A 25442-nucleotide genomic window follows, 5' to 3' on the forward strand; every position below is an offset into this window, starting at 1 on the left:
TTCGCTTGTTTTATTTTTCTATTCAAAATTATGATATAATTTTTAAAGATTAAGAGGTGAATAAGTGAAGAAATTATTAAAATGGTTCATTGTACTATTTGTAAGCAGTTTCGTTATCATCTTTAATATTTGGTACTTTATCATTTGCGCTTTTACTCCGGAGTATTATCAAAATACCAATCTTACATCTGATGAAATAATCAGATTTGAAAAGCTATATCACATAGATTTTCCTGATGAAACGAAATTTATTAAAGCCAGGGAGTATTTGAGTGGGCTCGGAGGCGATACATCGGCTGTATTATATGTGTCTCTGCCAACCAAGCTGGCGGAAACAATTTTATCTGATTATACGTATATGCCAATAAATCATACTGATCATGCCGGTTCAATGTATGGAGTTGACGTTTCCAAGAGTGCTGGCGGGTTAACAACTCTTACATTTGGCACTTTAGATAAAAAAGGAACTTTCTTTCAGTTGAAACATGATGATGATTGGATATTTAACAGTACTGATTGGAGCCATTATTTTTGGACAGCCGCCGGTTATAATGCTCTTATATTTATCCTTTTATTTGTGATGGTGAAACAAATGAATAACGTCCTTAATTAACCGGTCTGAAGAGTGATCTTAAAAAGTTTTCCCCTTTTATTTTAAACTGCTGCCATACTGCCTCCTTTTTCCCCTAATCTAAACATTTGTGGTGCTGATATAATTGTGTATAATCAGACAAAGATAGAGAAGCAGGTGATAACATGTTGGACCCACTTGATATACTGACGAATATTGATGATGTTATTCCGTATTACCAAGCGATTTTTAACGCTGAGGAACAAAGAGTCGTAGGCTACGAAGTGCTTGGCCGTATTTTGGCAGATGCGGAGATTGAGAGCCTCGGGCCGTTTTTCTTAGATTCCGGCATTCCGGAAGAATATAAGCTTGAGGTCGATGACAGAGTCATCAGGCAGGCGCTGGAGCGGTTTAAAGAAGCTGATCGCGATCTGTTGATTTTTATCAATCAGGATGCGAATGTATTGATGCTTGACCACGGAGAAAGCTTTCTTGAGCTTTTGAAAGAATACGAAGAGCAGGGCATTGAATTGAACCGTATTGTGCTTGAGATCACCGAGCACAATTTCGAAGGCGACATTGAACAGCTGTACCATATGCTTGCCTACTATCGTACATACGGCATTAAAATCGCGGTGGACAATATAGGTAAGGAGAGCAGCAACCTGGACAGAATCGCGCTCCTTTCACCGGACCTTCTGAAAATAGATTTGCAGGCGCTGAAGGTATCTCAGCCGTCACCATCATATGAGCATGTGCTGTACAGCATTTCATTGCTGGCGAGAAAAATCGGCGCCGCGCTGCTGTATGAAGATATAGAAGCTGATTTTCAGCTCCAGTACGCATGGAGAAACGGAGGCCGATTTTTTCAAGGCTATTATCTGCAGGCGCCGAGCGGCGATTTTATAGACCGGAGCCTGTTAAAAGCACGCTTGAAAACGGAGTTTCAGCAATTTATCACGAGAGAAAAAAAGAAGCTGGAGACAGTATACGAACACTCTGAGAATTTTTATAAGCGGGTCAATCAGGCAGTTTCCGAGCTGAAGAAAACCCATCAGGCGGACGATGAGTTTATTAAAAAACTGGCGGAAAACCTGACCGACTGCTGTTTCAGAATTTATATGTGTGATGAAGAAGGCTATCAGCTGACGGGAAATGTGTTCAAGCAGTCCGGCGAATGGCTTTATCAGCCTGAATACGTGGAGAAAAACTGGAGCTGGCGTCCGTACTTTTTAGAAAACATTATGAAGATGCGGAATTCAAGAAAAGGCTTTTTCAGTGACCTGTACAGTGATATTGAGACGGGTGAGATGATCAGAACCTTTTCATACCCGATGGATGACAATATGTATTTATTTATCGATCTGCCTTACTCTTATTTATATGAACAGGACGGGTTACTTTAAAGCGGCTGCTGTATGCCGCTTTTTTTTATAAATGTGAAAAAGTTTTAAAAAACGATTGACAATGATAGTGATAATCATTATCATTTAGTTATAGAGAGAAGTTACTCTCTGTTCCCCAACCCCTCTATCAGATCAAGATCCGAAAAAGCTTGGCGCTACCCCCGCCAAGTTTTTTTATGCTGTCTCCTCATAAAAGGGCTTCTCCTCACATACATCTGACAATGGCGGCTCAAAAAGCGAAAAATTATTTTTGAAAGGTGTATGACATTCCGAAAAAAGCTTCAAACTATTCGAAAACACAGTTTTCCCGTTTATTTTCTTATTGAAAATCCAGCGGGAAAATGCCATCCCGGTCTACTTTATGGTATGATGCTCTGTAGGACTTGTATTATAATAAATACTTGTTGATTTGAAGTTGTTTTTTGAAAGGAGTCTTTTTTTAGAATGTCACAATTAATGGGTATCATCACGCGGCTGCAAAGTCTGCAAGAAACAGCGGAAGCGGCTAACGAGCCGATGCAGCGTTATTTTGAAGTTAACGGCGAAAAAATTTGCAGTGTTAAATATTTCGAAAAAAATCAAACGTTTGAACTGACGGTTTTCCAAAAAGGTGAAAAACCTAACACATATCCGTTTGATAACATTGACATGATTTCTATTGAAATTTTTGAGCTCCTTCAGTAATTTGATTTGATTTTTCAGGCTGACCAAGCTTCCGGTCTTCCGCAAGCGGAGCTTTATTAAATTATGCAAAGGAACGTGCTTGTTCGTTTGGTTGTAGACTCTGGAAAGAGGAGTGTCCGTACATGGCTGATTCTTTTCTGTTTTATAATCTTTCTGAGGCACAGATGACCTTTCAAGACGTGACGGAGCGGCTGAAACGCTTTGTCAATAAAGACCCCCGTTCAGCATACGTGCTGTCTGTAGGGACTGATTCACAAGTTTACCGCGACTTCACAAAGTTTATTACGGCTATACACTTGCACCGTACAGGCAAGGGAGCTTGGGGCTGTTTGAAAAATCATGATCTTGCAAGACCGATACATAGCCTTCGCGAAAAAATTTCGCTGGAAACCGCGTTCAGCCAGGAGATGGCTGCGCATATCCTCGACGGCCGTCTTATGGAACTGACAGATTTGCTCTTGCCTTTTACGGATGAAGGGGCGGATCTTTCATTTGAAGTGCATCTGGATATCGGTCAAAAAGGGCTGACAAAAGAATTGATACAAGAAATGACCGGCCGCATTACCTCGATGGGCATTGAAGCGAAAATCAAGCCTGATTCCTGCACAGCATTCAGTTATGCCAATCGTTACACAAAATAATATTTCATACAGAATCCGCAAAATGTCGAATTATGCGGTTGACGATTTTTTTCTGTTTACTTATTCTAGCGGTAGAGCTGAAAGCAAATTTCACATTGCTTTCAGAGGTATTCAGTTAAAAATAGGGGGCCTGATTACGTATGAGTCTTATCAGTGAACGATTTACGGAAGAAGAACAGAAACTTCTGCTGAATATCCTGATCAATCAAGAATATGCCATTGAGCTTTTGACCAGCGAAATCAACGATATAGAAGCAGGGTCAAAAAGCGTTGATGGAACCACTTATAAAAAACTCGTAACGCTCTATGACCGTTTTCGGAACGAAAATTAATCAGCGGCCTATAAATTGATACTCGATTGCAAAGAGTATCTTTTTTATTGACGGAAACTTTTCGACAAAAAATGATAATGTTTATATTATTGCAATATAGGGAATACATGCTTTGATGAAAAATGTAAAGGGGTCGAAGTGACATGATTAGCTTACAATCAGATCAGCTTCTTGATGCAACAGTCGGACAATTTATGATCGAGGCGGATAAAGTGGCGCACGTTCAAGTCGGAAACAACCTTGAGCATGCTCTATTAGTGCTGACGAAAACCGGCTATACCGCCATTCCCGTCCTTGACGCTTCGTACCGTCTGCACGGTTTGATCGGGACAAATATGATTATGAACAGCATTTTCGGACTTGAACGGATCGAGTTTGAGAAGCTGGATCAAATTACGGTTGAGGAAGTCATGCTGAAAGACATTCCCCGTCTCCACATCAATGATCCGATTATCAAAGGGTTCAGCATGGTCATTAACAACGGCTTTGTCTGCGTTGAAAATGATGAAGGCGTCTTTGAAGGCATTTTCACGAGAAGAGTCGTGTTAAAACAGTTGAGCAGCCATATCAGATCATTGAATAAGTAGGCTTGCACGATCAGCCTATTTGTTCTTTTGCATGCCGGAAAAAGAAAACGCATACATATGAGTGGCGCTTGCCTCGGCAGCCTTTATTTTATTAGAATGGTAGATAAGAAATACGAAAAGGCATTGAAAAGGAGGACGACATGCAGCTTCAAGAGCTTCATATGCTCGTAGTTTTAGCTGAGGAATTAAACATGAGGAAGGCTGCCGAACGGTTATTCGTGTCACAGCCGGCTCTGTCCCAGCGATTGCAGACCATTGAAAAAGCCTGGGGAACAAAGATCTTTCTAAGATCTCAAAAAGGACTTACGGTAACGCCGGCAGGAGAAAAAATCATACAATTTGCAAATGACGTCACGGATCGGCAAGAAAGAATCAGAGAAAATATTGATGAACTTGAGGGTGAGATTCACGGCACATTAAAGCTTGCCGTCGCCTCCATTATCGGGCAGCACTGGCTTCCGAAAGTGTTAAAAACATATGTGGAGCGTTATCCGAATGCAAAGGTCTCTCTCATTACAGGGTGGAGCAGCGAAATGCTGAAAAGTCTGTATGAAGATCAGGTACATATCGGCATTATCCGGGGAAATCCGGAATGGAAAGGCCGGAAAGATTATTTAATGACCGATCATTTATATTTGGTTGATACGGAAATTTCCTGTATTGATGATATAGCCCATACCGATCGGCCGTTTATCCAATTCAAAAGTGACAGTACATATTTTCAGGAAATTCAGCATTGGTGGCATCAAAAATTCAAAACCTCGCCGAAACAGACCATCCTCGTCGATCAGATTGAAACGTGCAAGCAGATGGCGCTGCACGGGATCGGTTATGCCATTCTGCCGTCAGTCACTTTAGAAGAGGAAGATAAAGTAAATAAAATGCCCCTGCTTGATACAAAGGATCATCCGATCGGCCGTGACACATGGCTGCTCGGATATGAGCCGGCATTTGAATTAAAACAGGTGCAGGCTTTTGTTTCTGTCATTAAAGATATGCTGAAGCAGGAACGGCCATTTTAGAAAGACAGCAATCATGCTGTCTTTTTTTATTTTTTTATTGACAATGAAAATCATTATCATTTAAAGTGTTATATATGTTAATGAAAATCATTATCAATTACGAGGTGATCATATGCAGAAAGCATTAATGATATACGCAAGCATGTCGGGGAATACAGAGGATATTGCCGGCATTATAAAAGAAACACTGAGCGGGCATCAGATAGCAGTTGACTGTCTTGACATGGACGAAGCAGATGCGGATTCTCTCGAAGCATATGATTATGTTTTTGTCGGCACGTACACATGGGGGGACGGTGATCTTCCTTACGAAGCGGAAGATTTTTACGAAGATATTCTGCACAGCCAGCTCAACGGACTGAAAACGGCTTGTTTCGGTTCAGGCGATCACGCCTACCCGAAGTTTTGCGAAGCGGTCACGCTGTTTTGCGATGCGTTTGAACAGGCCGGAGCCAATTTATATCCGGAAACGCTGAAAATCGAGCTGGCGCCCGAGACGGCTGAAGATCAGGAATGCTGCAAAGAATTTGTCCGCGGTTTTCTTGCATGGGCCGCTCACCACGGAGACCGGTGCCATGTTTCATAAAGGCGCGACGGCTGTCATGGCATCAGTGACTTCAGGATATTTTGTCGCAGTGAAAGACGAAGGTATTTTTCATTTTTCCGCGGAAGAAGGCTGGAAAGGACTATTCCGAGTGAAAAGCAGAATTCATGTGCTGACTTACATAGGGCCTTACATATTCGCCGCTGGAGAAAAAGGCGCCGTCCTCAGATCAGCCGATCAGGGAAAGACTTGGACGGCCTCCCGATTTCCGACCAGCGCCTCCGTATGGGCCGTTGCCGGGCGGAATGACGGGTTTGTCTGTGCGCACGGCACATACTGCCTCTACTTATCTGATGATTTCGGCGTCACTTGGCATGTGGCTAAGCCCTTTTCACAATTAAAGGAGCCGCCTGTCATCCGTTCGCTTTGTTTACACGGTCAGACGATTTATATCGGCACCCGGATTCATATGAATCATGGCGGCATTTGGGCGTATGATCTGACGGAAGACCGCATCCGGTGTATAAGCCGCGAAAGGCAGCGCATGACGGCTTCAATGATGATGTATCAGAATGACTGGCTCATTGCAGCAAAGGGCGCGGCAAAGGGAGAACGGGGGGAGGTTGCCGTCCGAAACGTACGGACGCAAGAGGAGTTTGCCATTACAGCCGGGCCCGCCGTACGGGAAAAATCATTTCTCGACGTTTCTGAGGATAACGGGATTATTTATGTCACATCGTCACAGGACGAAAACGGATTTTCGCGTATTTATCAAGCTGATCTCGCCGCCGGTGAATTAAAGTGGTTTGATACGATCCGCGGTCACGGATGGCGGGTGGCCAACCGGGAAGAAAACTTTTTTTGCGCGGGCCTTTACGAAAGTAAGTTTGTCAGACCGTATGAGGCGGTACGGCTCGCACATTAGTTTTTATGCATAAAGGAGAGACGAAGATGGGGAATGTATTGCTTGTTTACGCTACAATGTCAGGAAACACCGAGGCGATGGCGGATTTAATTGAAAAAGGGCTGATCGAAGCACAAGCATCCGTAGACAGATATGAAGCGATGGATATTCATGCCGAACTTTTTAATGATTACGAGTATATTTTATTAGGCACATATACGTGGGGAGACGGGGATCTTCCTGATGAAATGCTCGATATTGCTGAAGATATGGAAAACCTGGAGTTTACGGGAAAAACATTTGCTTTGTTCGGTTCCGGAGATACGTCCTATGAGTTTTTTTGCGGAGCGGTTGACGAATTGGAAAAAGTAATCACGGCCCGCGGCGGGCGGGTGGTGCTGCCGTCGGTCAAAATTGAAAACAACCCTGAGGGCAGTGAGGAAGAAGAGCTCCGGGAATTCGGAAGACAGTTTGCCGCGCTGTGCAGCCAGCCGGCAGAATAAAGGCTTGTTCCTTTTTTTCTTGTCTTTGTATCCTTCCTTTGTTACAGTAATGAGGTAGAAAATCAGAGGAGGACAATACATATGAAAATGATGGATGCAAATGAAATTATTTCATTTATTCAAAATAGTACAAAATCAACGCCTGTAAAAGTGTATGTAAAAGGCGATCTTGAAGGAATCAGCTTTGGCGATTCCGCTAAAACATTCCTGAACGGCCAATCCGGCGTCGTTTTTGGCGAGTGGGCTGAAATTAAAAGCGCGATCGAAGAAAACAAAGACAAAATTGAGGATTATGTCATTGAAAATGACCGCCGCAACTCTGCGATCCCGATGCTTGATTTAAAAGATGTTAAAGCGAGAATCGAGCCCGGCGCTATTATCCGCGACCAAGTCGAAATCGGCGACAATGCCGTTATCATGATGGGTGCATCTATTAATATCGGTTCAGTCATCGGCGAAGGTACGATGATTGATATGAACGTTGTGCTCGGTGGACGCGCGACTGTCGGCAAAAACTGCCACATCGGAGCGGGTTCTGTATTAGCGGGCGTTATTGAGCCGCCTAGCGCTAAGCCTGTTGTCGTGGAAGACGACGTTGTGATCGGCGCAAATGCGGTTGTGCTTGAAGGAGTAACAATCGGTAAAGGCGCGGTTGTCGCTGCCGGAGCCATCGTTGTAAATGACGTCGAGCCATATACCGTTGTAGCGGGAACACCTGCGAAAAAAATCAAAGATATCGATGAAAAAACAAAAGGCAAAACAGAAATCAAACAGGAATTACGCCAGCTGTAAGGAATGGTTTGATAGAATGGGCGTGGATGATAAAATCCACGCCTTATTCTTATCTCAAGGAGGAATACATATGGAAAAAGAGCGTCTCATTGCCATCCGAAGAGATCTGCACCGCATTCCGGAGATCGGCTTTCAGGAATATAAAACCCAACAGTACCTGCTGAATCTATTGAACCAATATCCGGAGGACAGAATTGAAATCGAAACTTGGAGAACCGGCATCTTTGTCAAAGTCAACGGCACGGCTCCGGAAAAAATGCTCGCCTACAGAGCGGATATAGACGCTCTGTCGATTGAAGAGCAGACGGGGCTTCCGTTTGCATCTGAACACCCCGGTTTTATGCACGCATGCGGCCACGATATGCACATGACCATCGCGCTCGGCATTATTGATCATTTTGTCCATCATCCCGTCAAACATGATCTGCTCTTTTTATTCCAGCCGGCTGAAGAAGGACCGGGCGGAGCGGAACCGATGCTTGAAAGCGATGTGCTGAAAAAATGGACACCGGATTTGATTACCGCTCTCCATATAGCACCTGAGCTTCCTGTAGGCACAATCTCCACCAAAAGCGGATTGCTGTTTGCCAATACGAGCGAACTCGTCATCGATCTCGAGGGGAAAGGCGGGCATGCGGCATATCCGCATACAGCAGACGACATGGTCGTCGCCGCGAGCACGCTTGTCACGCAGCTGCAGACAGTCATATCCAGAAATACGGATCCGCTTGACAGCGCTGTGATCACTGTCGGAACGATTACCGGGGGCACGGCGCAAAATATCATCGCAGAGCATGCTCATCTGGAGGGAACCATCCGGACGCTTTCCGAGGAATCAATGCGTATGGTGAAAAAGCGGATTGAAGAGCTTGTCAAAGGAATTGAAATCGGCTTCCGATGCAAAGGAAAAGTTACATATCCGTCCGTTTATCATCAAGTTTATAATACAAGCGGCCTGACCGAAGAATTTATGCAATTTGTCAGCGATCATCAGCTTGCTGACGTGAGAACGGCGAAAGAAGCGATGACCGGAGAAGATTTCGGGTACATGCTGAAAAAATATCCCGGCTTTATGTTCTGGCTGGGGGCCGATTCATCCCACGGGCTTCATCACGCAAAGCTGAACCCGGATGAAGATGCGATGGAAACCGCGGTCAATGTCATGGTCGGATATTTTTCGAAGTATGCCAATTAAATCCGAAAAGAAGAATAATCTAACAAAAATTGAGCATTCTACATAACGGAGGTGTTCAATATGACGAAAAAAATTGGGATTGAACAATCTTTATCGGATGTAGAACAGGCGTTAAAACAAAAAGGATATGACGTAGTGATGATGAAGACTCCTGAGGATGCGAAGAATTGTGACTGCTGTGTCGTAACCGGACTTGACAGCAATGTCCAAGGAATTGCCGATACGTCAACTCAGGCTCCCGTCATTACGGCTTCCGGAATGACCGCCGACGAAATCTGCAGCGAAGTGGAAAAAAAATTTCATTAAAAAGAAAAAACCGAAGCTTACGCTTCGGTTTTTCTATTCGGCGGATGCGGCGTTTTTAAAACGGTCGAGCGCGATTTTTATTTCTCTCCGCAGTACGCGTTCAACCCGCCATTGCTCCATATTTTCAGTTTTGGCAATGATTCTGATCACCATTTCTGACGAGCTTAAATCCTGAACCCCGATGACGTCCGGTCCTTCCTTAATCTGCGGGAGCTCAGCGGCTGCTTTGTCACACGCGGTTTGCAGGATTTGAATGGTTTCATCAAGATTTTTTTCAAGCGGCACTTTAATATCGACAAGCGCCTGCATCGTTCCGCGGGAATGATTGCTCACATTCGTAATACCCCGGTTGGGAAGATAGTGAAGCGTGCCGTCAAAGCTCCGGATTTGCGTCGTACGGAGACCGACCTGCTCGACAATGCCGCTGTAGCCGGCAACCGTAATATAATCGCCGACGTCGATCTGTTTTTCCAAAAGGATAAAAAATCCGGTGACGATGTCACTGACAAGCCCCTGAGCCCCGAAGCCGACTGCAAGACCGACCACGCCGGCGCCGGCAATGAGAGCGCTCGGATTGTAGTGAAATAAATCCAAAATCATTACGATAAAAACGAAAATCAGGATGTATCCATAAACATTAAGCGCGAGGCTTCGCAAAGTATAAGCGCGGCCTTTGGAGAGGTTGTTTTGTTGCTCGAATTTCTGAAACAGATGCTTGATCAGCTTTTTTCCTGCCGTCCGGAAAATAAAGTACGCTAAAATAATGAGAGCCAGCTTTATGATGAAAATCCCGGCAGATGTGAGAAGCCCGGCCCAATCAAAGTGTTTTAAATCAATCATAGTGATGTCTTCCTTTCAAGTCTATTGCAGAAAAAGCTAAAAGTGATATACCCGTTTTTAAAATAAAATAAACCTTTTAATAGAAATCAGTTATTTCATTTATGATTTGTTCATATTGCCCGGTTTCAATATCATCATTTTTGTGAAGATATGAACTAAGGAATCGCCACACTCATTTTAACATGGTGATTCAGCCAAATCATATCCTTTGGAGGGAAAACAGGAGAACGTTGCCTGGCGAAACTGAAAGCCCCGGCAAAAAACCTTTTTCATAAGGAGGGAAATAAGATGAAATTACGTCAGCAAATGCCTGAATTGACAGGCGCTAAAGCATGGATTAACAAAGAAGTCACGAAGGAACAGCTGGTCGGCGGAAAGCCGGCACTGATTCACTTCTGGTCCGCCAGCTGCCGCATGTGTAAAGAAGCGATGCCTGAGATGAACGAATTTCGTGATAAATATAAAGATCAGCTGAATGTGGTGGCCGTTCACATGCCCCGTTCCGAAGATGATCTTGATCTTGAGAAAATCAAGGAAACAGCGGCTGAACACGATATCTCTCAGCCGATTTACGTCGACAGCGATCATACGCTGACTGAAGCATTTGAAAATGAATATGTGCCGGCTTATTACGTTTTTGATAAAAGCGGACAGCTCCGCCATTTTCAAGCGGGAGGAAGCGGGATGAAAATGCTTGAAAAACGCGTCAGCCGAGTACTTTCAGAATCGGAGCAGGCTTCTGAGTAATCGGGACAATCTCCGTCGGACTAATGTCTCGGTTCCGCAAACCCTTTGCCGTTAGGTAACAGGGTTTTTTGTGTCTATTGGATAAAAAATTCCAATATGACATGTGTGGCTTAAAAAATAAGAGAAACAGCCGTAAACACGCTGTACCGCTTGTTTTATCCATATCATAATCTTTTACATATTATAGTCGAAAATTGTAGATATTACGCTAATTTTCATTAAACAAGTAATTTCAAGTTATATTTTGAAATGGTTGAATAAATTGGAACTTTGTCCAGAAACCCCTATATGATAAGGGATTTTTGTATATAAAGTACCATTTTCAGAAAATAAGCAATTTTTCATAGAGTAAATAAAATAGTAAAATGATAAAATAATAGTTGATAAAATTACTTTTGTAATCTAATATCTTAATAAAAGCGTTTAAATTTTTGACAGGGGGTTTTACACATGTTTAATGAAAGAGAAGCGCTGCGCTTACGTTTAGAACAATTGAACGAAGCAGAGGTAAAAGTCATTCGTGAATATCAAATAGAACGTGATAAAATATATGCAAAACTGAGAGAATTAGACAATGCAGGCAGCCTGTCCGATACAAAAAAAGAGTTTCGTCCGGAGAAAAAAAGTGACTCTCTCCCGGTGCTTGCAGAGCTTGCAGCACAGGAAATGAGAAGCTATCAAAAGCCGCAGACACAGCCTCAATCCTCCCAGCCGCAGATGCAGTCTATTACGTCTCTTCCCGCCGGCATTCCAGACGGTTCTACAAGAAGAAGAAGAGGGACGGCGAGACCGGGATCAAAAGCGGCAAAACTGCGCGAAGCAGCGATTAAAACATTGAAACGCCACAATGCAGCGATCAAAAGTTCCGAACTGCAAAAGGAAATTGAAAAGGAAAGCGGCCTTGAAATTCCTAATATGACAACATTTATGCAAAGCTTAATTAAAATGTATCCGGAAGTGAAAAAACCATACCGCGGCCAATATATTCTTGAGGGAGAAATTTCTCAGGAAACAGCAGAAACGGCAAATGATACGGCTGCTGAATAATAAAACAGTAAAAACTGCTTGCGTTACTCAAGCAGTTTTTTTGCGTTTTCCCGCTTATTCTGCGGAAGTGACGCATCTTTTCCCGGCTTTTTTTCAAGCTTGACGACATATTTTTGGAAAGGCTTTTCGCCGTCAGCACGTTCTTTCAACGCATCCAGTTTTTCATCAAACGACTGATCGCGGGACTCTGATTGTACAATTTGTTTTTGCAGGGAGATGACTTGTTCGGTAACGGCTTTAAGCAAGTCTTCTGCCTGAACAGTCTCTTTGGAAATAGAAGGGATTTCCAGAGCTCGTTCCGCCGGTTCCGCCGTGCGGCTGTCAATATCAGCAAAATGGCCGGCAATCCAAGCATCACTTTCGTCCAGCTGCCGTTTATACGAAAGAATGGTTTCTTGAAATAACTTTTCTTTCGTTTTTTCTATTTCTACAAGCCGTTCTTTTGTTTCTAGTATTCGATCTCTCATATGATTAATTTCTATTTTAATATGTTTGAGCTGGTATTCTTTTTCTACCATTTGTGTTTGGAGCCGGGTATTTTCGTCTGCAGCGGCATGATAACGCTGTTTCATATCTTCGTGAGAAGTCCGTTCAGTCTGAATGGCGGTCTCAAGTGAGCGGATGCGGGTATGTAAGTTTTTATTTTCTTCTTCAAATTTTACATTTGTAAGATGCAGACGGTGCTTTTCTTCCATCTCATTTTTCCGCCGAAACGTTTCCTGCTGAAGCAGTTCTTGCAGAATGACGATTTTATCGAGCAGCCCGGCTCTGATTTCATGCAAAGAACGTTCCGTGTCACTTGTCTGTTTGTGTTTTTGAGCCATGGCTTTCAATTCGTCAGAAAGCTTGTGAAGCCGCTCTTTAATATTGGCGTTTTCCTCCTGAAGCTTATTATTTTTTTGATGGAAGTAGCTTGCTTCAAATTCTGAAATTAATTTTCTGCATCTGGAAAGTTCGGATTTCAAGTAAAGGTTCTCTTGAGAAGTGTCGTGGAAAAAAGGACCGGATATTTTCATAAGAACCATCTCCCTCATGATGTTAACACTACAATATGGGAAAGGAACAACGGCTATTCCTCTTATTTAAACAGACAAGCACCGTAATATTGTATTTCGGCTGAGGCGTTTGCTATGCTTTTATATAGAATGGGAGAGATGACATGAAACGGGTGAATGTAATATTAGCGGGGGGAGCTTCCCGAAGATTCGGAGAACCGAAAGCTTTTGCAAAGTGGAAGGGCGGCATGTTTTATGAACAGGCGAAAAAAGCCTTCGGCGGCGGAGAAACGGTAATTATCAGCCGCCCTGAGCATATAAAAAAGTTCTTATCAAACAGGGAGCGGCATGTTTTTGCCGATGAGCCGCGGTTTCGGGGAATGGGCCCGCTTGCCGGCATCTATACGGCAATGAAACAAACGGAAGGCGAAATATATACGGTCATATCCTGTGACACGCCGCTCGTGACAAGAAAAACGATGGCGGCGCTTGAAATGAAGCTGACCGGAAACCTGGACGCTGTCATACCGGTTTGTGAAAACAGAGAGCAGCCCCTCTTGGCGGTTTATCATAAGCGGGTGCAGGATGTGCTTTTTGATCAGCTGACACAAAACAAACTGAAAATGACAGACACGCTGAAACGGCTGTCTGTCTGTTATGTGCAGGCTGAAGACATCGGCGCCGGGCCGGAGGAGTTCGCTAATATCAACACACAGGACGATTACACCAGACTTTTGGCGCATGTCGAGTCTTCAAATCAAGACTGATCGGGAAGAAACATGGTATGATGGAAATAAAAATGCAAGGGGACAACACAGATGGAAGAGCGCTATTCGCGGCAGACAAGATTTAAGCCGATAGGGGAAAAAGGGCAGCAGGCGCTGGCTGACAGCAGTGTCCTGATTGTCGGAGCCGGAGCCCTCGGAACAGCAGCAGCAGAGGGTTTGGCAAGAGCCGGAGCGGGCCGTATGGCGATTATTGACCGGGATTATGTGGAATGGAGCAATTTACAAAGACAGCAGCTGTATACAGAAGAAGACGCGAGACAGCGCCTGCCGAAAGCAATGGCGGCCAAGGCGCGTCTTTTGGCGGTAAACAGTGATATACATATCGATGCTTACGCGGCGGAAGGTACGGCGGAAACGCTCGAACCGCTGATCGAACAAGCGGATTGCATCGTGGATGCGACAGATAATTTTGAAACGAGAATGGTCATCAATGATCTGGCGCTGAAAACGAAAACACCTTGGATTTACGGTGCCTGTGTCAGCAGTCAGGGAATGTGCATGACGATTATTCCGGGGGTTACGCCGTGTTTATCCTGCCTGTTTGAGCAAATGCCCGTGGGCGGAGCGACATGTGATACAGCGGGCATCATACCTCCGGCGGTTCATATCGTCTCCGCTTATCAGCAGGCTGAGGCGCTGAAATTGCTGACAGGAAATCATGCGGCGGTAAATCGGCGCTTTTTCACGTTTGACGTGTGGAATAACACCAATATGAGCATAAATGTGGATCAGATCAAACGGGATCATTGCCCTTCCTGCGGCGCGGAGCCCGTATATCCGTATCTGCAGCCTGAAAACAGGCCGAAAGCAAGCGTGCTGTGCGGAAGAGACACCGTTCAAATCAGATCGGAAGCCTTAAAGAGGCTGGATAAAGAAGAGCTTGTCAAACGTCTGAAGCAGATCGGTAAAGTGGAAGCAAATGAATTTCTGCTGCACATGGCGTATGAGCGCTTCAGAATCGTTATTTTTCAGGACGGACGGGCTCTGATTCACGGTACAAACGATATAAAAGAAGCAAATTCAGTTCTGGCCAGGGTGATCGGACTGTAGGAAGGGGAGATATTGCTATGCTTGAAAAAAGAACGCCGATTCAGGTGGACGAAGCAGTCCGCCGGGTGAGCCGGTATAAAAAACAGGGGGATACCGAATGGGTGGCGCTTGAGGACAGTCTCCACCGCTATTTGGCGGAGGATGTTAAGGCGGATCATGATGTGCCGGCCTTTAACCGTTCCCCATATGACGGGTTTGCCATCAGGGCGAGTGATTCAAAAACGGCTTCCCGTGACAATGCAGTCACCTTTGAAGTAATTGACCATATCGGGGCCGGCGCCGTGTCAGAAAAAGAACTCGGGCCTTATGAAGCGGTCCGCATTATGACGGGGGCGCAGATTCCAAAAGGTGCGGATGCCGTAGTGATGCTTGAGCTGACAAAAACGTTTTCTGAAAACGGGACGAATTACATGTCAGTGAAACGCCCTTTTCATGCGGGTGATAATATTTCATATCAAGGAGAAGACGCGAAAAAAGGCAGCCCGCTATTAAAAAAAGGGACGAAAATTACGCCGGGCGTAACCGCTCTTTTAGCAACCTTCGGCTATGCTTCTGTTCCAGTGGTCAGAAAGCCGGTTGTCGGCATTATCGCAACGGGAACCGAGCTTCTTCATGTCAGCGATCCGCTTGAGCCGGGGAAAATCCGCAACAGCAACGCTGCTATGGTGTATGCCCAGGTCATTGAAGCGGGCGCGGTACCGCTGAACTTAGGGAAAATTTCCGATGATTTTGATGACAGCTATGATGCGGTGAAGGAAGCTATGAAAAAAGTTGATTTTCTGATCACGACCGGCGGCGTGTCAGTCGGCGATTTTGATTTTCTTCCAGACATTTATAATAAGCTCGGAGCGGAAGTTCTTTTTAACAAAGTGGCAATGCGCCCGGGGAGCGTGACAACTGTCGCCCGGGCCGATGACATGCTGCTGTTCGGCCTTTCAGGCAATCCGTCCGCATGTTATGTCGGATTCACCCTGTTTGTCAAACCGATGATTCAGACGTGGCTTCTGAATGAAAAACCTCATTCCGGATGGACGGAAGCCGTGTTAACAAACGACTTTCCGAAACCGAATCCGTTTACGAGATTTGTGAGGGCATTTATTTATCATAAGGACGGAAAGATGATGGCGTCACCGGTCGGTCTCGACAAATCAAGCTCAGTCACATCTCTTGCCGAAGCAAACGCGTTTATCCTTCTGCCGGGAGGAACGAGGGGGTATGAAGCGGGCCGGACGGTTCACGCGCTCCTCATCCGTGATGAGAATGGAAGTGAATGGCCGTGGTCAATTCTTTCCCGATCGTCCAGATCGTAGGTTTTCAAAACAGCGGTAAAACAACGTTTATTGAACGTGTGCTGAAAGCTGCGCCGAAAGAGTGCGATATTGGATGTTTAAAACATCACGGACATGGAGGAGAACCGGAGCCTTTTTCTGACGGAAAAGACTCGGAGCGTTTTTCAAAGGCCGGAGCCGCGGTTACGGCAGTAGAAGGGGACGGCGTCCTGCAGCTTACGGCGCGAAAAAAATGGGATTTGGCGGGCTTGATCAGTCTGTATGAATGTCTGGGAATTGACGGTCTTCTCATAGAGGGATTTAAACATGCGCCGCATCCGAAAATCATTATGATCAAAGACAGCGAAGATTGGCAAAAGCTGAAGCATTTGGAGCGCGTGATCGCAGTTGTCAGCAGAAATACGGAACATATGCCGGCAGACGCAGGCATGCCCGTATTCCATGCGGACGATCCGGCTGCCATGATGTTTGTGCTTTCACAGCTGAAAGGGGAATCTGCTTAAATGGAACGTTTTCAAATTACAAGGGAACCTATCATTGCGGAAAATATCGTAAAAAAAGTTGAAAAGCGTGAAGCCGGCGCCATCACAACGTTTATCGGCACGGTCAGAGAGTGGACTGCCGGGCGGCGGACGGTACGGCTCGAATATGAAGCGTATGAACCGATGGCTGTTCAAATGCTTTCTCAAATCGGCGATGAAATCAGCGCGAAATGGGAAGGAGCCGAAGCTGCAATCACTCACCGTGTCGGCGTCCTTGATATCGGAGAAGCAGCGGTCGTAATCGCCGTGTCTTCACCGCACAGAAAGGCGGCATATGAGGCGAATGAATATGCAATTGAACGGATAAAACAGATTGTGCCGATATGGAAAAAAGAAATCTGGGAAGACGGCGAAGAATGGATAGGCGATCAGCTGGAAACAACGCCCTATCCGTACGGAAAACCGGATTTGGATAAAGGGGAATCGCGATGATTAAAGTATTATTGTTTGCCGGGCTTGCGGAGCAGGCGGGAACACCGGTCATTGAACTTGACGAAAAAGAGACGGCGGCGTCTGCTGTAAAAACGCTGCTAAAGGAACGGTACGGCCTTCAGACGATTGACAATGCCATGATCGCAATCAATGAAACATATGTAAAAGACAACAGCATCGTAACAGAAGGTGATACCATTGCCTTTATCCCTCCTGTAAGCGGAGGGTGAAAAAAGAGCCGGATGTGCATGATTGCCATCCGGCTTTTTTGTATATAGGCGCTGAATTCCGGAGAATATCTAAATGGGATTTAAAGGGATTTGCGATTGAGGCGGTTTTGACTACATGATAGGCTGAAGACAGTACCCTTACAAGGCTTTGAGCCTCCCGTCATACCGGGCTGACAATGCTTTTTTTTACATAATTATGGAACGTAAAGCTGAGAATTTGTGTTACAATTTAGCATAAATACGCAAACGGCAAAAAAATTGAAACTTCTCTCAGCCTAAAGCGTACGTATAAACAGAATAATACATAGGAGGCATCAGCAATATGGAACCAAACCTGGAAAAAGGCAATACGGCAGTAACGGAAAAGCCGTCAATTTTCGGCGTCATTACAAGTCCTGTTGTGCAGTTTAAAAGATTAAAAGAAAAGCCGGTCATCGGCATTCCTCTCCTGATTGTCATCATTCTCATCGCGGCCGGCAGTATTTTGCGCGGGCTTGGGATGAATTATGAAGAAGTGCTGAACAGCTCATCTCTTGACGGTTTGACGGATGATCAGATTGAAATGACCAAAACCTTCGCTAAATTCGGCACGATGTTCGGAGGAATCTTCGGGGGCATTATCGCTCTGTTTATCGTTCCGCTCATTTACTGGCTGTGCGTCAAAATTTCAGGCGGCGTGACAACTTACAAAAAAATGCTCTCACTCAGCCTGTTTACGGCATTTATTACCAATATCGGCTTAGTTATTAACGGTCTTGTTACTTATTTTACCGGTGCGGGCTCACTGTACGCCGTTACATCTTTGGCGAGTGTCATACCGGCCGGAGACGGCGTCGCGGTCTTTTTAAGCGCGTTTGACATTTTCAGCATCTGGAGCTATATTCTGCTCGCTTTGGGACTTCGCTATACAGGCGGCATTTCGAAAAAAGCGGCTTGGACTTCCGCGATTGTCCTTTTTGTTATTATGCTTTTGGTTTCGGCAGTCGGAGGACTGTTAAGTTCAGTGACAGCAGGTGTATAACATGAAAAAAATTTGGATCGGAATCGGCATCGCCGTAATTGTTGCAGTATTCATCGGTATCAATATTTATAAGTCTGCCGCTCCCGCGGGCGGCAGCGCCGGGAAAAAAATCGAAACCGGAACCATGGAAAACAGAGAAATCTCATCTACGGTTATGGTTCCGGGAACACTTAAATTCTCTAAAGAACAGTATGTTTTTTATGAAGCGGATAAAGGAACTCTTGATAAAGTGAAAGTAAAAGAAGGCGACAAAGTAAAAAAAGGGTCGTCGTTAGTCACGTATACAAATGAGCAGCTCAATCTTGATAAAGAACAAAATGAGTTGACAGAACAATCAAAACGGATGCAAATCGAACAAGTTGAAGAAAAACTCAGAGCATTAAACAGCAAGGAACAAGATCTGGCAAAACAAGTGGGAGAAGCGGAAGCCAAAAAACAAATTGAATCCGAACGGACGGATCTGCAGCTTCAGCAAAAAACGGCGGAAATCGAATTAAAGCAATCTGATTTGCAAAAGCAGTCTCTTGAAAATCAAGTGGCGAATCTCAATGTTAAGAGTGAGATGGACGGGACGGTTATCTCGGTAAATCAAGAAGCGGCTTCTAAAAAATCGGATATTCAAGAACCGGTTATACATATAGGAGACCCGGAACACCTGATCGTTGCCGGCAATTTGTCCGAATACGACACGCTGAAAGTGAAAAAGGGACAAAGCGTTACAATTACCTCAGACGCCATTCCAGGTAAAACGTGGAAAGGGAGAGTGGCGGCTGTCGGCCTCGTTCCTGATCAAAAGTCAAGCGCTGCTTCGGGGGAAAGCACGGAACAGGCCGTGCAGTATCCGTTCCAGGTTAAGCTGATCGGAAACCTTCCGGAGGGCAAGCCGGGGTTTAAATTAATTATGAACATTGAAACCGACAAACGGAAAGCCGATACACTGCCGTCCTCCGCAGTCAAAAAAGACGGAGATGAGCACTGGGTCTTTACGGTAAAAGACGGGAAGGCCAAACGCGTGAAAGTTAAAGTCGGCGATACCGCAAATCAGCTTACGGAGATAAAAGAGGGGCTTTCAAAGGATGATAAAGTCATTCTGAATCCGGCTGACGGTTTGACTGACGGAACGGATGTGAAAGCATAGATGATTCAGCTTTCAAAGGTGAAAAAAAGCTATCAGATCGGCAAGGAGACGTTTGATGTTCTTCGTTCAATCGACTTGACGATTGAAGAAGGAGAATATGTGTCAATTATGGGACCGTCGGGATCGGGGAAATCTACGATCATGAATATCATCGGCTGTCTGGACAGACCGACGTCCGGCAGTTACAGGCTTGCGGGCGAAGATGTTTCTTCATGCACTGAAAAAGAGCTTGCGGCGGTCCGGAACAAATCAATCGGATTTGTCTTTCAGCAGTTTCAGCTGCTGCCGCGATTGAATGCAAGAAAAAATGTCGAACTCCCCATGATCTACGCCGGTATCGGCAAAAAAGAGCGTGAGGAACGGGCTGAGTATGCACTGGAAAAAGTCGGTTTGGCGGATCGGATGCGTCACATGCCGAATGAGCTGTCAGGCGGCCAGAAGCAGCGTGTCGCGATTGCAAGAGCCATCGTGAACGAACCGAAGCTCATTTTAGCTGATGAACCGACCGGCGCACTGGATACGAAAACAAGCATTTCCATTATGGAGCAGTTCACAGAGCTTAATGCAGAGGGCGTGACCGTGGTGCTTGTCACTCATGAGCCTGAAGTGGCGGACTGTACAAACAGAGTGATTTTCGTCCGTGACGGCATGATCGTTTCCCGCGATGCTGAGCAGAGGAGAGTGGGGGAATGAGCCTGTCAGAAAATCTCCGGATGGCCCTCAGTTCCGTAAGAGCTCACAAGCTGAGATCGATTCTGACAATGCTCGGAATCATTATCGGCGTCGGTTCAGTAATCGTTGTTGTGGCTGTGGGCCAAGGCGGAGAGCAAATGCTGAAGCAATCCATCAGCGGGCCGGGCAATACGATTGAATTGTTTTACCTTCCGAGTGATGAAGAATTAACAGCCAATCCGAACGCCTTACAGGAAGCGAGTTTCACAGAAGAAGATATTAATGGATTAAAAGGAGTGGACGGCGTAAAGCAGGTTGTCGCTTCCGCTGTAAAATCCATGACGGCCCGTTACCATGAAGAAGACACAGATATTACGCTGAACGGCATTAACAGCGGCTACATGGACGTAAAAAAGCTGGACGTTCAAGATGGACGGACATTTACGGACAATGATTTTCTTTCCGGTAAAAGAGCGGGAATCATCTCAAAAAAAATGGCTGAAAAGCTGTTCGGGAAAACGTCTCCGCTCGGAAAAATCGTCTGGGCCGGCGGACAGCCCGTAGAAGTAATCGGCGTACTGAAAGAAGAGAGCGGTTTTTTATCGTTAGGACTCAGTGAAATGTATGTGCCGTTCAACATGCTGAAAACGTCTTTCGGTACTAACGACTACAGCAACGTTTCCGTTCAGACGGAGTCCGCTGATCAAATCAAATCAACAGGAAAAGAAGCGGCCCGTCTCTTAAATGACAATCACGGTACAAAAGAGGCCTATCAAGTTATGAATATGGAAGAAATCGCGGCGGGAATCGGTCAGGTCACGACCGTCATGACGACGATCATCGGTTCGATCGCCGGTATTTCTCTCATTGTCGGCGGGATCGGGGTCATGAATATTATGCTCGTATCAGTGACGGAACGGACAAGAGAAATCGGCATCCGCAAATCGCTCGGTGCCACGAGAGGACAGATTCTGACACAATTCTTAATTGAATCTGTTGTGCTTACATTAATCGGCGGCTTAATCGGAATCGGTCTCGGCTACGGGGGAGCATCACTCGTTTCCCTTATCGCAGGCTGGCCGTCGCTCGTTTCTTGGCAGGTGGTTTGTATCGGCGTACTGTTCAGTATGCTGATCGGTGTCATTTTCGGCATGCTGCCCGCCAACAAAGCATCACGCTTAGATCCGATTGAAGCGTTACGGTATGAATAACCCGTACCCCATGCAGTCTGCATGGGGTTTTTTTGTGTTTTAATGATTGAATGAATATAATAGACTTTTTTCATTTATGATAAAAAGAAAATGTCATACAATTGTCCCCCTTTTTGTCGAATTTACAGTTTACAAACCCTATGTACATACGTTAATATGAACAAATGTGAAAGATTTTGATAGTTATTGAATGAATTTGAGTGATTTTAGTTGCTAGAAGTAAAAAAAGCGTTTACAATTATCTTGCAGCCGAAATGAATACGTTTCCAAAGGAGGCGGAATATGCTCACTCCTGAAAGGTATCAGCTGATTATTGATCAGATTGAAAAGCGTGATGTGGTGAAGATTCAAGAGCTGATAAGCATGACAAATGCTTCTGAATCAACGATCAGAAGAGATTTATCAACACTCGAAGAGCGCGGATTTTTAAAGCGCGTTCACGGCGGGGCGTCTAAACTTTCCAACAGCAGGCAAGAACCCGATATGCTTGAAAAATCCTCCAAAAACCTTCAAGATAAACTGAAGATCGCAGAAGAAGCGGCATCTTTATTAGAAGAAGGTGACTGTATTTATCTTGATGCGGGAACAACTACATTGCATATGATTGATTTTATAGATCATACAAAGGACATTGTGGTTGTCACAAACGGAGTTATGCATATCGACGCTTTAATAAGGAAAGGGATTCCCTTTTATCTTCTCGGAGGATATGTGAAGCATAGAACAGGTGCAATGATCGGCGGCGCCTCATTAACGGCGGTCAGCCAGTACCGTTTTGACAAAAGCTTCCTCGGGGTGAACGGCGTGCACATTGAAGCCGGCTTTACAACACCCGATCCGGATGAGGCTCTTCTGAAGACAAAGGCTGTGAGACAGGCGAAAAATGCGTATGTTTTAGCCGATCCTTCTAAATTCGGCGAGATTTCTTTCGCAGCGTTCGCCGCCTTGGGCGATGCAGCTATCATTACCACTGAAGCTGAAGAACTTGCATTCGATAATTACCAAGAAAAAACTGTCGTAAAGGTAGTGAAACCATGATTTACACTGTAACCCTCAATCCGTCTGTTGACTATATCGTTCACGTTGAAGATTTTGCCGTAGGCGGTTTAAACCGTTCCAGCTATGACACGAAGTATCCCGGCGGAAAAGGCATCAACGTTTCGAGATTACTGAAAAGACACCATGTGCCGTCAAAAGCATTGGGGTTTGTCGGCGGATTTACCGGAAATTATATTACGTCATTTTTGCATCAGGAAGGTCTGGAAACGGCTTTTTCTGAGGTAGATGAAGACACGCGTATAAATGTAAAACTGAAAACGGGCGATGAAACGGAAATTAACGGACAGGGCCCGACGATTTCAGACGAAGTGTTCAATACCTTTTTAGAACAGTTCTCCGCTCTGGAAGAGGGAGACATCGTCGTTTTAGCGGGAAGCATTCCTTCTTCCCTGCCGCATAACACGTATGAAAAAATTGCTGAGGCATGCAGAAAGCAGAATGCCCGGGTAGTCGTGGACATCTCTGGTGAAGCGCTGATGAAAGCGACAGAAATGAAACCGTTTTTGATGAAGCCGAATCATCATGAGCTTGGGGAAATGTTCAATACGGTCATTGATTCAGCCGAAGCTGCCGTTCCTTACGGTAAAAAATTGATTGAACAAGGCGCTGAACATGCGATTGTTTCGATGGCTGGCGACGGTGCGCTTTTATTTACGAAAGAGGCGGTTTTCCTCGCCAATGTTCCTAAAGGAAAGCTTGTCAATTCGGTAGGCGCGGGTGATTCCGTCGTCGCGGGATTCCTTGCGGGAATTTCAAAACAGCTGCCTTTGGAAGATGCGTTCCGTTTAGGAGTTGCTTCCGGAAGCGCGACGGCATTTTCTGAAGAACTCGGAACTGAAGAGTTTGTACAGCAGCTTCTTCCTGAAGTTAAAGTCACACGTCTATAGAGGAGGAAAGAAAAGTGAAGATAACTGAGCTGTTAACAAGAGATACAATTCATCTCAATATAGAAAGCAAAGAGAAAGAAAACGTTATCGATGAAATGGTGACAGTGCTTGACAAAGCCGGCAGATTAAATGACAGAGAGGCTTACAAAGCAGCCATTTTAAATCGTGAAAGCCAAAGCTCAACGGGAATCGGCGAAGGCATTGCCATTCCTCATGCGAAGACGGCGAGCGTCATTAACCCGGCCATCGCATTCGGACGTTCAAAAGATGGTGTGGATTATGAATCATTAGACGGTCAGCCGGCACACCTGGTCTTTATGATTGCGGCAACCGAAGGAGCGAATAATACGCACCTTGAAGCATTATCAAGACTTTCAACGCTTCTTATGCGTGAGGAAATCCGCAAACAGCTTCTTGAAGCTGAATCAGAAGATGCGATCATTGACATCATCAATCAGCATGACAAAGATGACGATGAGGAAGAAGAAGAGCAGGAAGAACAGGCAGCGCCGTCAGGAAAAGGCAAAATCCTTGCCGTTACGGCATGTCCGACAGGTATCGCCCATACGTTCATGGCAGCTGACGCACTGAAGGAAAAAGCGAAAGAGCTCGGCGTTGACATTAAAGTAGAGACAAACGGCTCAAGCGGTATCAAACATAAGCTGACGGCTCAAGAAATTGAAGACGCGCCTGCGATCATCGTGGCGGCTGATAAACAGGTTGAAATGGAACGCTTTAAAGGCAAACATGTTCTTCAAGTGCCTGTGACGGCCGGTATCAGACGTCCTCAGGAACTGATTGAAAAAGCCGTTAACCAAGATGCGCCGATTTACGAGGGCAGCGGCGGAGGATCTTCCGCTTCAGATGAAGACGGCCCGAAACAGAAATCAGGCACAAGTATCGGAAGTACTTTCTATAAACACTTAATGAGCGGTGTCAGCAACATGCTGCCATTTGTCGTCGGCGGCGGAATCCTCGTGGCGATTTCATTCTTCTGGGGAATTCATTCAGCTGATCCGAAAGACCCGACATACAACACGTTTGCCGCAGCGCTGAACTTTATCGGCGGCGATAATGCATTAAAACTGATTGTTGCAGTTCTTGCCGGATTCATCGCAATGAGTATTGCGGACCGTCCGGGATTTGCGCCGGGTATGGTCGGCGGATTTATGGCTACGCAGGCGAATGCCGGATTCTTGGGCGGACTGATTGCCGGATTCTTAGCCGGTTATGTCGTAGTCCTTTTGAAAAAGCTGTTTGTCTTTATTCCTCAGACTCTTGACGGATTAAAACCTGTACTGATTTATCCGCTGCTCGGTATTTTTATCACCGGTGTCCTGATGCAGTTTGTCATAAACACACCTGTCGCAGCGTTTATGAATTTCTTAACAAATTGGCTTGAAAGCCTTGGAACTGGAAACCTTGTCTTAATGGGTATTATTTTAGGCGGTATGATGGCTATCGACATGGGCGGCCCGCTCAATAAAGCGGCGTTCACTTTCGGTATTGCGATGATCGACGCCGGAAACTATGCGCCGCATGCGGCCATCATGGCGGGCGGAATGGCTCCGCCGCTTGGAATCGCACTGGCGACAACATTCTTTAAACACAAATTCTCTAAACGTGACCGTGAAGCCGGTATTACGTGCTACTTCATGGGAGCAGCTTTCGTTACAGAAGGCGCCATCCCGTTTGCAGCGGCTGATCCGCTTCGCGTCATCCCTGCAGCCGTTGTCGGTTCTGCGGTAGCGGGCGGACTGACAGAGTTTTTCCGGGTAACGCTTCCTGCACCGCACGGAGGAATATTCGTTGCATTCATTACGAACCATCCGCTGCTTTACTTAATGAGCATCGTGATCGGAGCGGTTGTAACGGCGGTTATCTTGGGAATCGTCAAAAAACCGGTTGTAGAGAAATAAGCAAAAAGCGTCCTTTACGGGCGCTTTTTTCAATCATATGCGCATAGAAGCGTTATGTATTTTGTGATGAGTTGTGATAAAGTAAAGA

General features: G+C 45.4%; 30 protein-coding genes. 28 read left to right on the forward strand and 2 right to left on the reverse strand.

The features are described 5' to 3' along the window. Positions 1-64 precede the first annotated feature (64 nt). The 13 genes from BXO87_RS03365 to BXO87_RS03425 all read left to right on the forward strand — a co-directional run bounded on the left by BXO87_RS03365 (position 65) and on the right by BXO87_RS03425 (position 9487). Positions 65-613, forward strand: a complete 549-nt coding sequence (locus tag BXO87_RS03365; RefSeq protein WP_076851225.1) for a hypothetical protein — start codon at positions 65-67, stop codon at positions 611-613. A 143-nt stretch (positions 614-756) separates the two neighbouring features. Further along, complete coding sequence (locus BXO87_RS03370; RefSeq protein WP_003154615.1) at positions 757-1977, forward strand: EAL domain-containing protein; 1221 nt, start codon at positions 757-759, stop codon at positions 1975-1977. A 444-nt stretch (positions 1978-2421) separates the two neighbouring features. Beyond that, positions 2422-2661: a YkuJ family protein gene (locus BXO87_RS03375; RefSeq protein ID WP_003154613.1), complete on the forward strand. Its 240-nt coding sequence runs from the start codon at positions 2422-2424 to the stop codon at positions 2659-2661. A 122-nt stretch (positions 2662-2783) separates the two neighbouring features. Then, positions 2784-3302 (forward strand): ribonuclease H-like YkuK family protein, encoded by a 519-nt coding sequence (locus BXO87_RS03380; protein WP_007409617.1) that lies wholly within the window; start codon positions 2784-2786, stop codon positions 3300-3302. A gap of 140 nt (positions 3303-3442) precedes the next feature. Further along, positions 3443-3634, forward strand: coding sequence for an antirepressor AbbA (gene abbA / locus BXO87_RS03385; protein WP_003154609.1), 192 nt, complete (start codon positions 3443-3445; stop codon positions 3632-3634). A 143-nt stretch (positions 3635-3777) separates the two neighbouring features. Next, complete coding sequence (gene cbpB, locus BXO87_RS03390) at positions 3778-4221, forward strand: cyclic-di-AMP-binding protein CbpB (RefSeq protein WP_003154608.1); 444 nt, start codon at positions 3778-3780, stop codon at positions 4219-4221. A 140-nt stretch (positions 4222-4361) separates the two neighbouring features. Then, complete coding sequence (gene ccpC / locus BXO87_RS03395; protein WP_007611101.1) at positions 4362-5243, forward strand: transcriptional regulator CcpC; 882 nt, start codon at positions 4362-4364, stop codon at positions 5241-5243. Positions 5244-5355: 112 nt separating this feature from the next. Next, positions 5356-5829 (forward strand): flavodoxin, encoded by a 474-nt coding sequence (locus BXO87_RS03400; RefSeq protein ID WP_012117440.1) that lies wholly within the window; start codon positions 5356-5358, stop codon positions 5827-5829. Beyond that, entirely contained in the window at positions 5819-6712 is an 894-nt protein-coding gene (locus tag BXO87_RS03405; protein ID WP_038457855.1) for a WD40/YVTN/BNR-like repeat-containing protein, read from the forward strand. The genes BXO87_RS03400 and BXO87_RS03405 overlap by 11 nt, the downstream gene beginning before the upstream one ends. Before the next feature lie 26 nt (positions 6713-6738). Then, the gene (locus tag BXO87_RS03410) at positions 6739-7194 is read left to right on the forward strand and encodes a flavodoxin (protein ID WP_007409622.1); all 456 of its coding nucleotides are present in this window, start codon (positions 6739-6741) and stop codon (positions 7192-7194) included. 81 nt (positions 7195-7275) lie between these two features. After that, positions 7276-7986, forward strand: a complete 711-nt coding sequence (gene dapD, locus BXO87_RS03415) for a 2,3,4,5-tetrahydropyridine-2,6-dicarboxylate N-acetyltransferase (protein ID WP_007409623.1) — start codon at positions 7276-7278, stop codon at positions 7984-7986. A 70-nt stretch (positions 7987-8056) separates the two neighbouring features. Then, complete coding sequence (locus BXO87_RS03420; protein WP_038457856.1) at positions 8057-9181, forward strand: N-acetyldiaminopimelate deacetylase; 1125 nt, start codon at positions 8057-8059, stop codon at positions 9179-9181. A 60-nt stretch (positions 9182-9241) separates the two neighbouring features. After that, entirely contained in the window at positions 9242-9487 is a 246-nt protein-coding gene (locus BXO87_RS03425; protein ID WP_003154596.1) for a YkuS family protein, read from the forward strand. A 33-nt stretch (positions 9488-9520) separates the two neighbouring features. On the opposite strand, the gene BXO87_RS03430 is transcribed toward BXO87_RS03425, so the two are convergent. After that, entirely contained in the window at positions 9521-10327 is an 807-nt protein-coding gene (locus tag BXO87_RS03430) for a mechanosensitive ion channel family protein (protein ID WP_032874739.1), read from the reverse strand. Between the two features lie 288 nt (positions 10328-10615). Here BXO87_RS03430 and BXO87_RS03435 point away from each other — a divergent pair, with 288 nt between their 5' ends. Together BXO87_RS03435 and rok are read left to right on the forward strand one after the other, a co-directional pair. Beyond that, a complete protein-coding gene (locus BXO87_RS03435; RefSeq protein WP_038457859.1) occupies positions 10616-11074 on the forward strand; it encodes a TlpA disulfide reductase family protein in 459 nt (152 codons plus the stop codon). Between the two features lie 450 nt (positions 11075-11524). After that, on the forward strand, positions 11525-12121 hold the full coding sequence (gene rok / locus BXO87_RS03440; protein ID WP_038457860.1) for a transcriptional regulator Rok: 597 nt from the start codon (positions 11525-11527) through the stop codon (positions 12119-12121). A 23-nt stretch (positions 12122-12144) separates the two neighbouring features. On the opposite strand, the gene BXO87_RS03445 is transcribed toward rok, so the two are convergent. Beyond that, positions 12145-13137: a coiled-coil domain-containing protein gene (locus BXO87_RS03445; protein ID WP_038457861.1), complete on the reverse strand. Its 993-nt coding sequence runs from the start codon at positions 13135-13137 to the stop codon at positions 12145-12147. A 143-nt stretch (positions 13138-13280) separates the two neighbouring features. Between BXO87_RS03445 and BXO87_RS03450 the strand changes: the two genes are divergently transcribed. The 13 genes from BXO87_RS03450 (at position 13281) to BXO87_RS03510 (ending at position 25354) form a co-directional block, all read left to right on the forward strand. Next, positions 13281-13883 (forward strand): molybdenum cofactor guanylyltransferase, encoded by a 603-nt coding sequence (locus tag BXO87_RS03450; protein WP_007611112.1) that lies wholly within the window; start codon positions 13281-13283, stop codon positions 13881-13883. Between the two features lie 51 nt (positions 13884-13934). Next, entirely contained in the window at positions 13935-14954 is a 1020-nt protein-coding gene (locus tag BXO87_RS03455) for a molybdopterin-synthase adenylyltransferase MoeB (protein ID WP_007611113.1), read from the forward strand. Between the two features lie 17 nt (positions 14955-14971). Further along, entirely contained in the window at positions 14972-16264 is a 1293-nt protein-coding gene (locus BXO87_RS03460; RefSeq protein WP_038457863.1) for a molybdopterin molybdotransferase MoeA, read from the forward strand. Then, entirely contained in the window at positions 16225-16746 is a 522-nt protein-coding gene (gene mobB / locus BXO87_RS03465) for a molybdopterin-guanine dinucleotide biosynthesis protein B (protein WP_007409631.1), read from the forward strand. Before BXO87_RS03460 ends, mobB begins: the two co-directional genes overlap by 40 nt. Continuing rightward, on the forward strand, positions 16747-17217 hold the full coding sequence (locus BXO87_RS03470; RefSeq protein WP_038457865.1) for a molybdenum cofactor biosynthesis protein MoaE: 471 nt from the start codon (positions 16747-16749) through the stop codon (positions 17215-17217). Continuing rightward, a complete protein-coding gene (gene moaD, locus BXO87_RS03475; protein WP_007409633.1) occupies positions 17214-17447 on the forward strand; it encodes a molybdopterin converting factor subunit 1 in 234 nt (77 codons plus the stop codon). Before BXO87_RS03470 ends, moaD begins: the two co-directional genes overlap by 4 nt. Before the next feature lie 322 nt (positions 17448-17769). After that, positions 17770-18468, forward strand: a complete 699-nt coding sequence (gene yknW, locus BXO87_RS03480) for a YknW family membrane protein (RefSeq protein WP_038457866.1) — start codon at positions 17770-17772, stop codon at positions 18466-18468. 1 nt (position 18469) lies between these two features. Next, entirely contained in the window at positions 18470-19606 is a 1137-nt protein-coding gene (locus BXO87_RS03485; RefSeq protein ID WP_012117453.1) for an efflux RND transporter periplasmic adaptor subunit, read from the forward strand. Continuing rightward, complete coding sequence (locus BXO87_RS03490; protein ID WP_007611126.1) at positions 19607-20299, forward strand: ABC transporter ATP-binding protein; 693 nt, start codon at positions 19607-19609, stop codon at positions 20297-20299. Continuing rightward, positions 20296-21489 (forward strand): ABC transporter permease, encoded by a 1194-nt coding sequence (locus tag BXO87_RS03495; protein WP_038457867.1) that lies wholly within the window; start codon positions 20296-20298, stop codon positions 21487-21489. The genes BXO87_RS03490 and BXO87_RS03495 overlap by 4 nt, the downstream gene beginning before the upstream one ends. Positions 21490-21771: 282 nt before the next feature. Then, the gene (locus tag BXO87_RS03500; RefSeq protein ID WP_007611128.1) at positions 21772-22527 is read left to right on the forward strand and encodes a DeoR/GlpR family DNA-binding transcription regulator; all 756 of its coding nucleotides are present in this window, start codon (positions 21772-21774) and stop codon (positions 22525-22527) included. Further along, entirely contained in the window at positions 22524-23435 is a 912-nt protein-coding gene (gene pfkB, locus BXO87_RS03505) for a 1-phosphofructokinase (protein ID WP_007611129.1), read from the forward strand. The genes BXO87_RS03500 and pfkB overlap by 4 nt, the downstream gene beginning before the upstream one ends. Before the next feature lie 14 nt (positions 23436-23449). Beyond that, on the forward strand, positions 23450-25354 hold the full coding sequence (locus BXO87_RS03510) for a PTS fructose transporter subunit IIABC (RefSeq protein WP_038457868.1): 1905 nt from the start codon (positions 23450-23452) through the stop codon (positions 25352-25354). Positions 25355-25442 lie beyond the last annotated feature (88 nt).

This window comes from Bacillus sp. GZB, from assembly GCF_001975995.1.
Classification (GTDB): Bacteria; Bacillota; Bacilli; order Bacillales; family Bacillaceae; genus Bacillus; species Bacillus velezensis.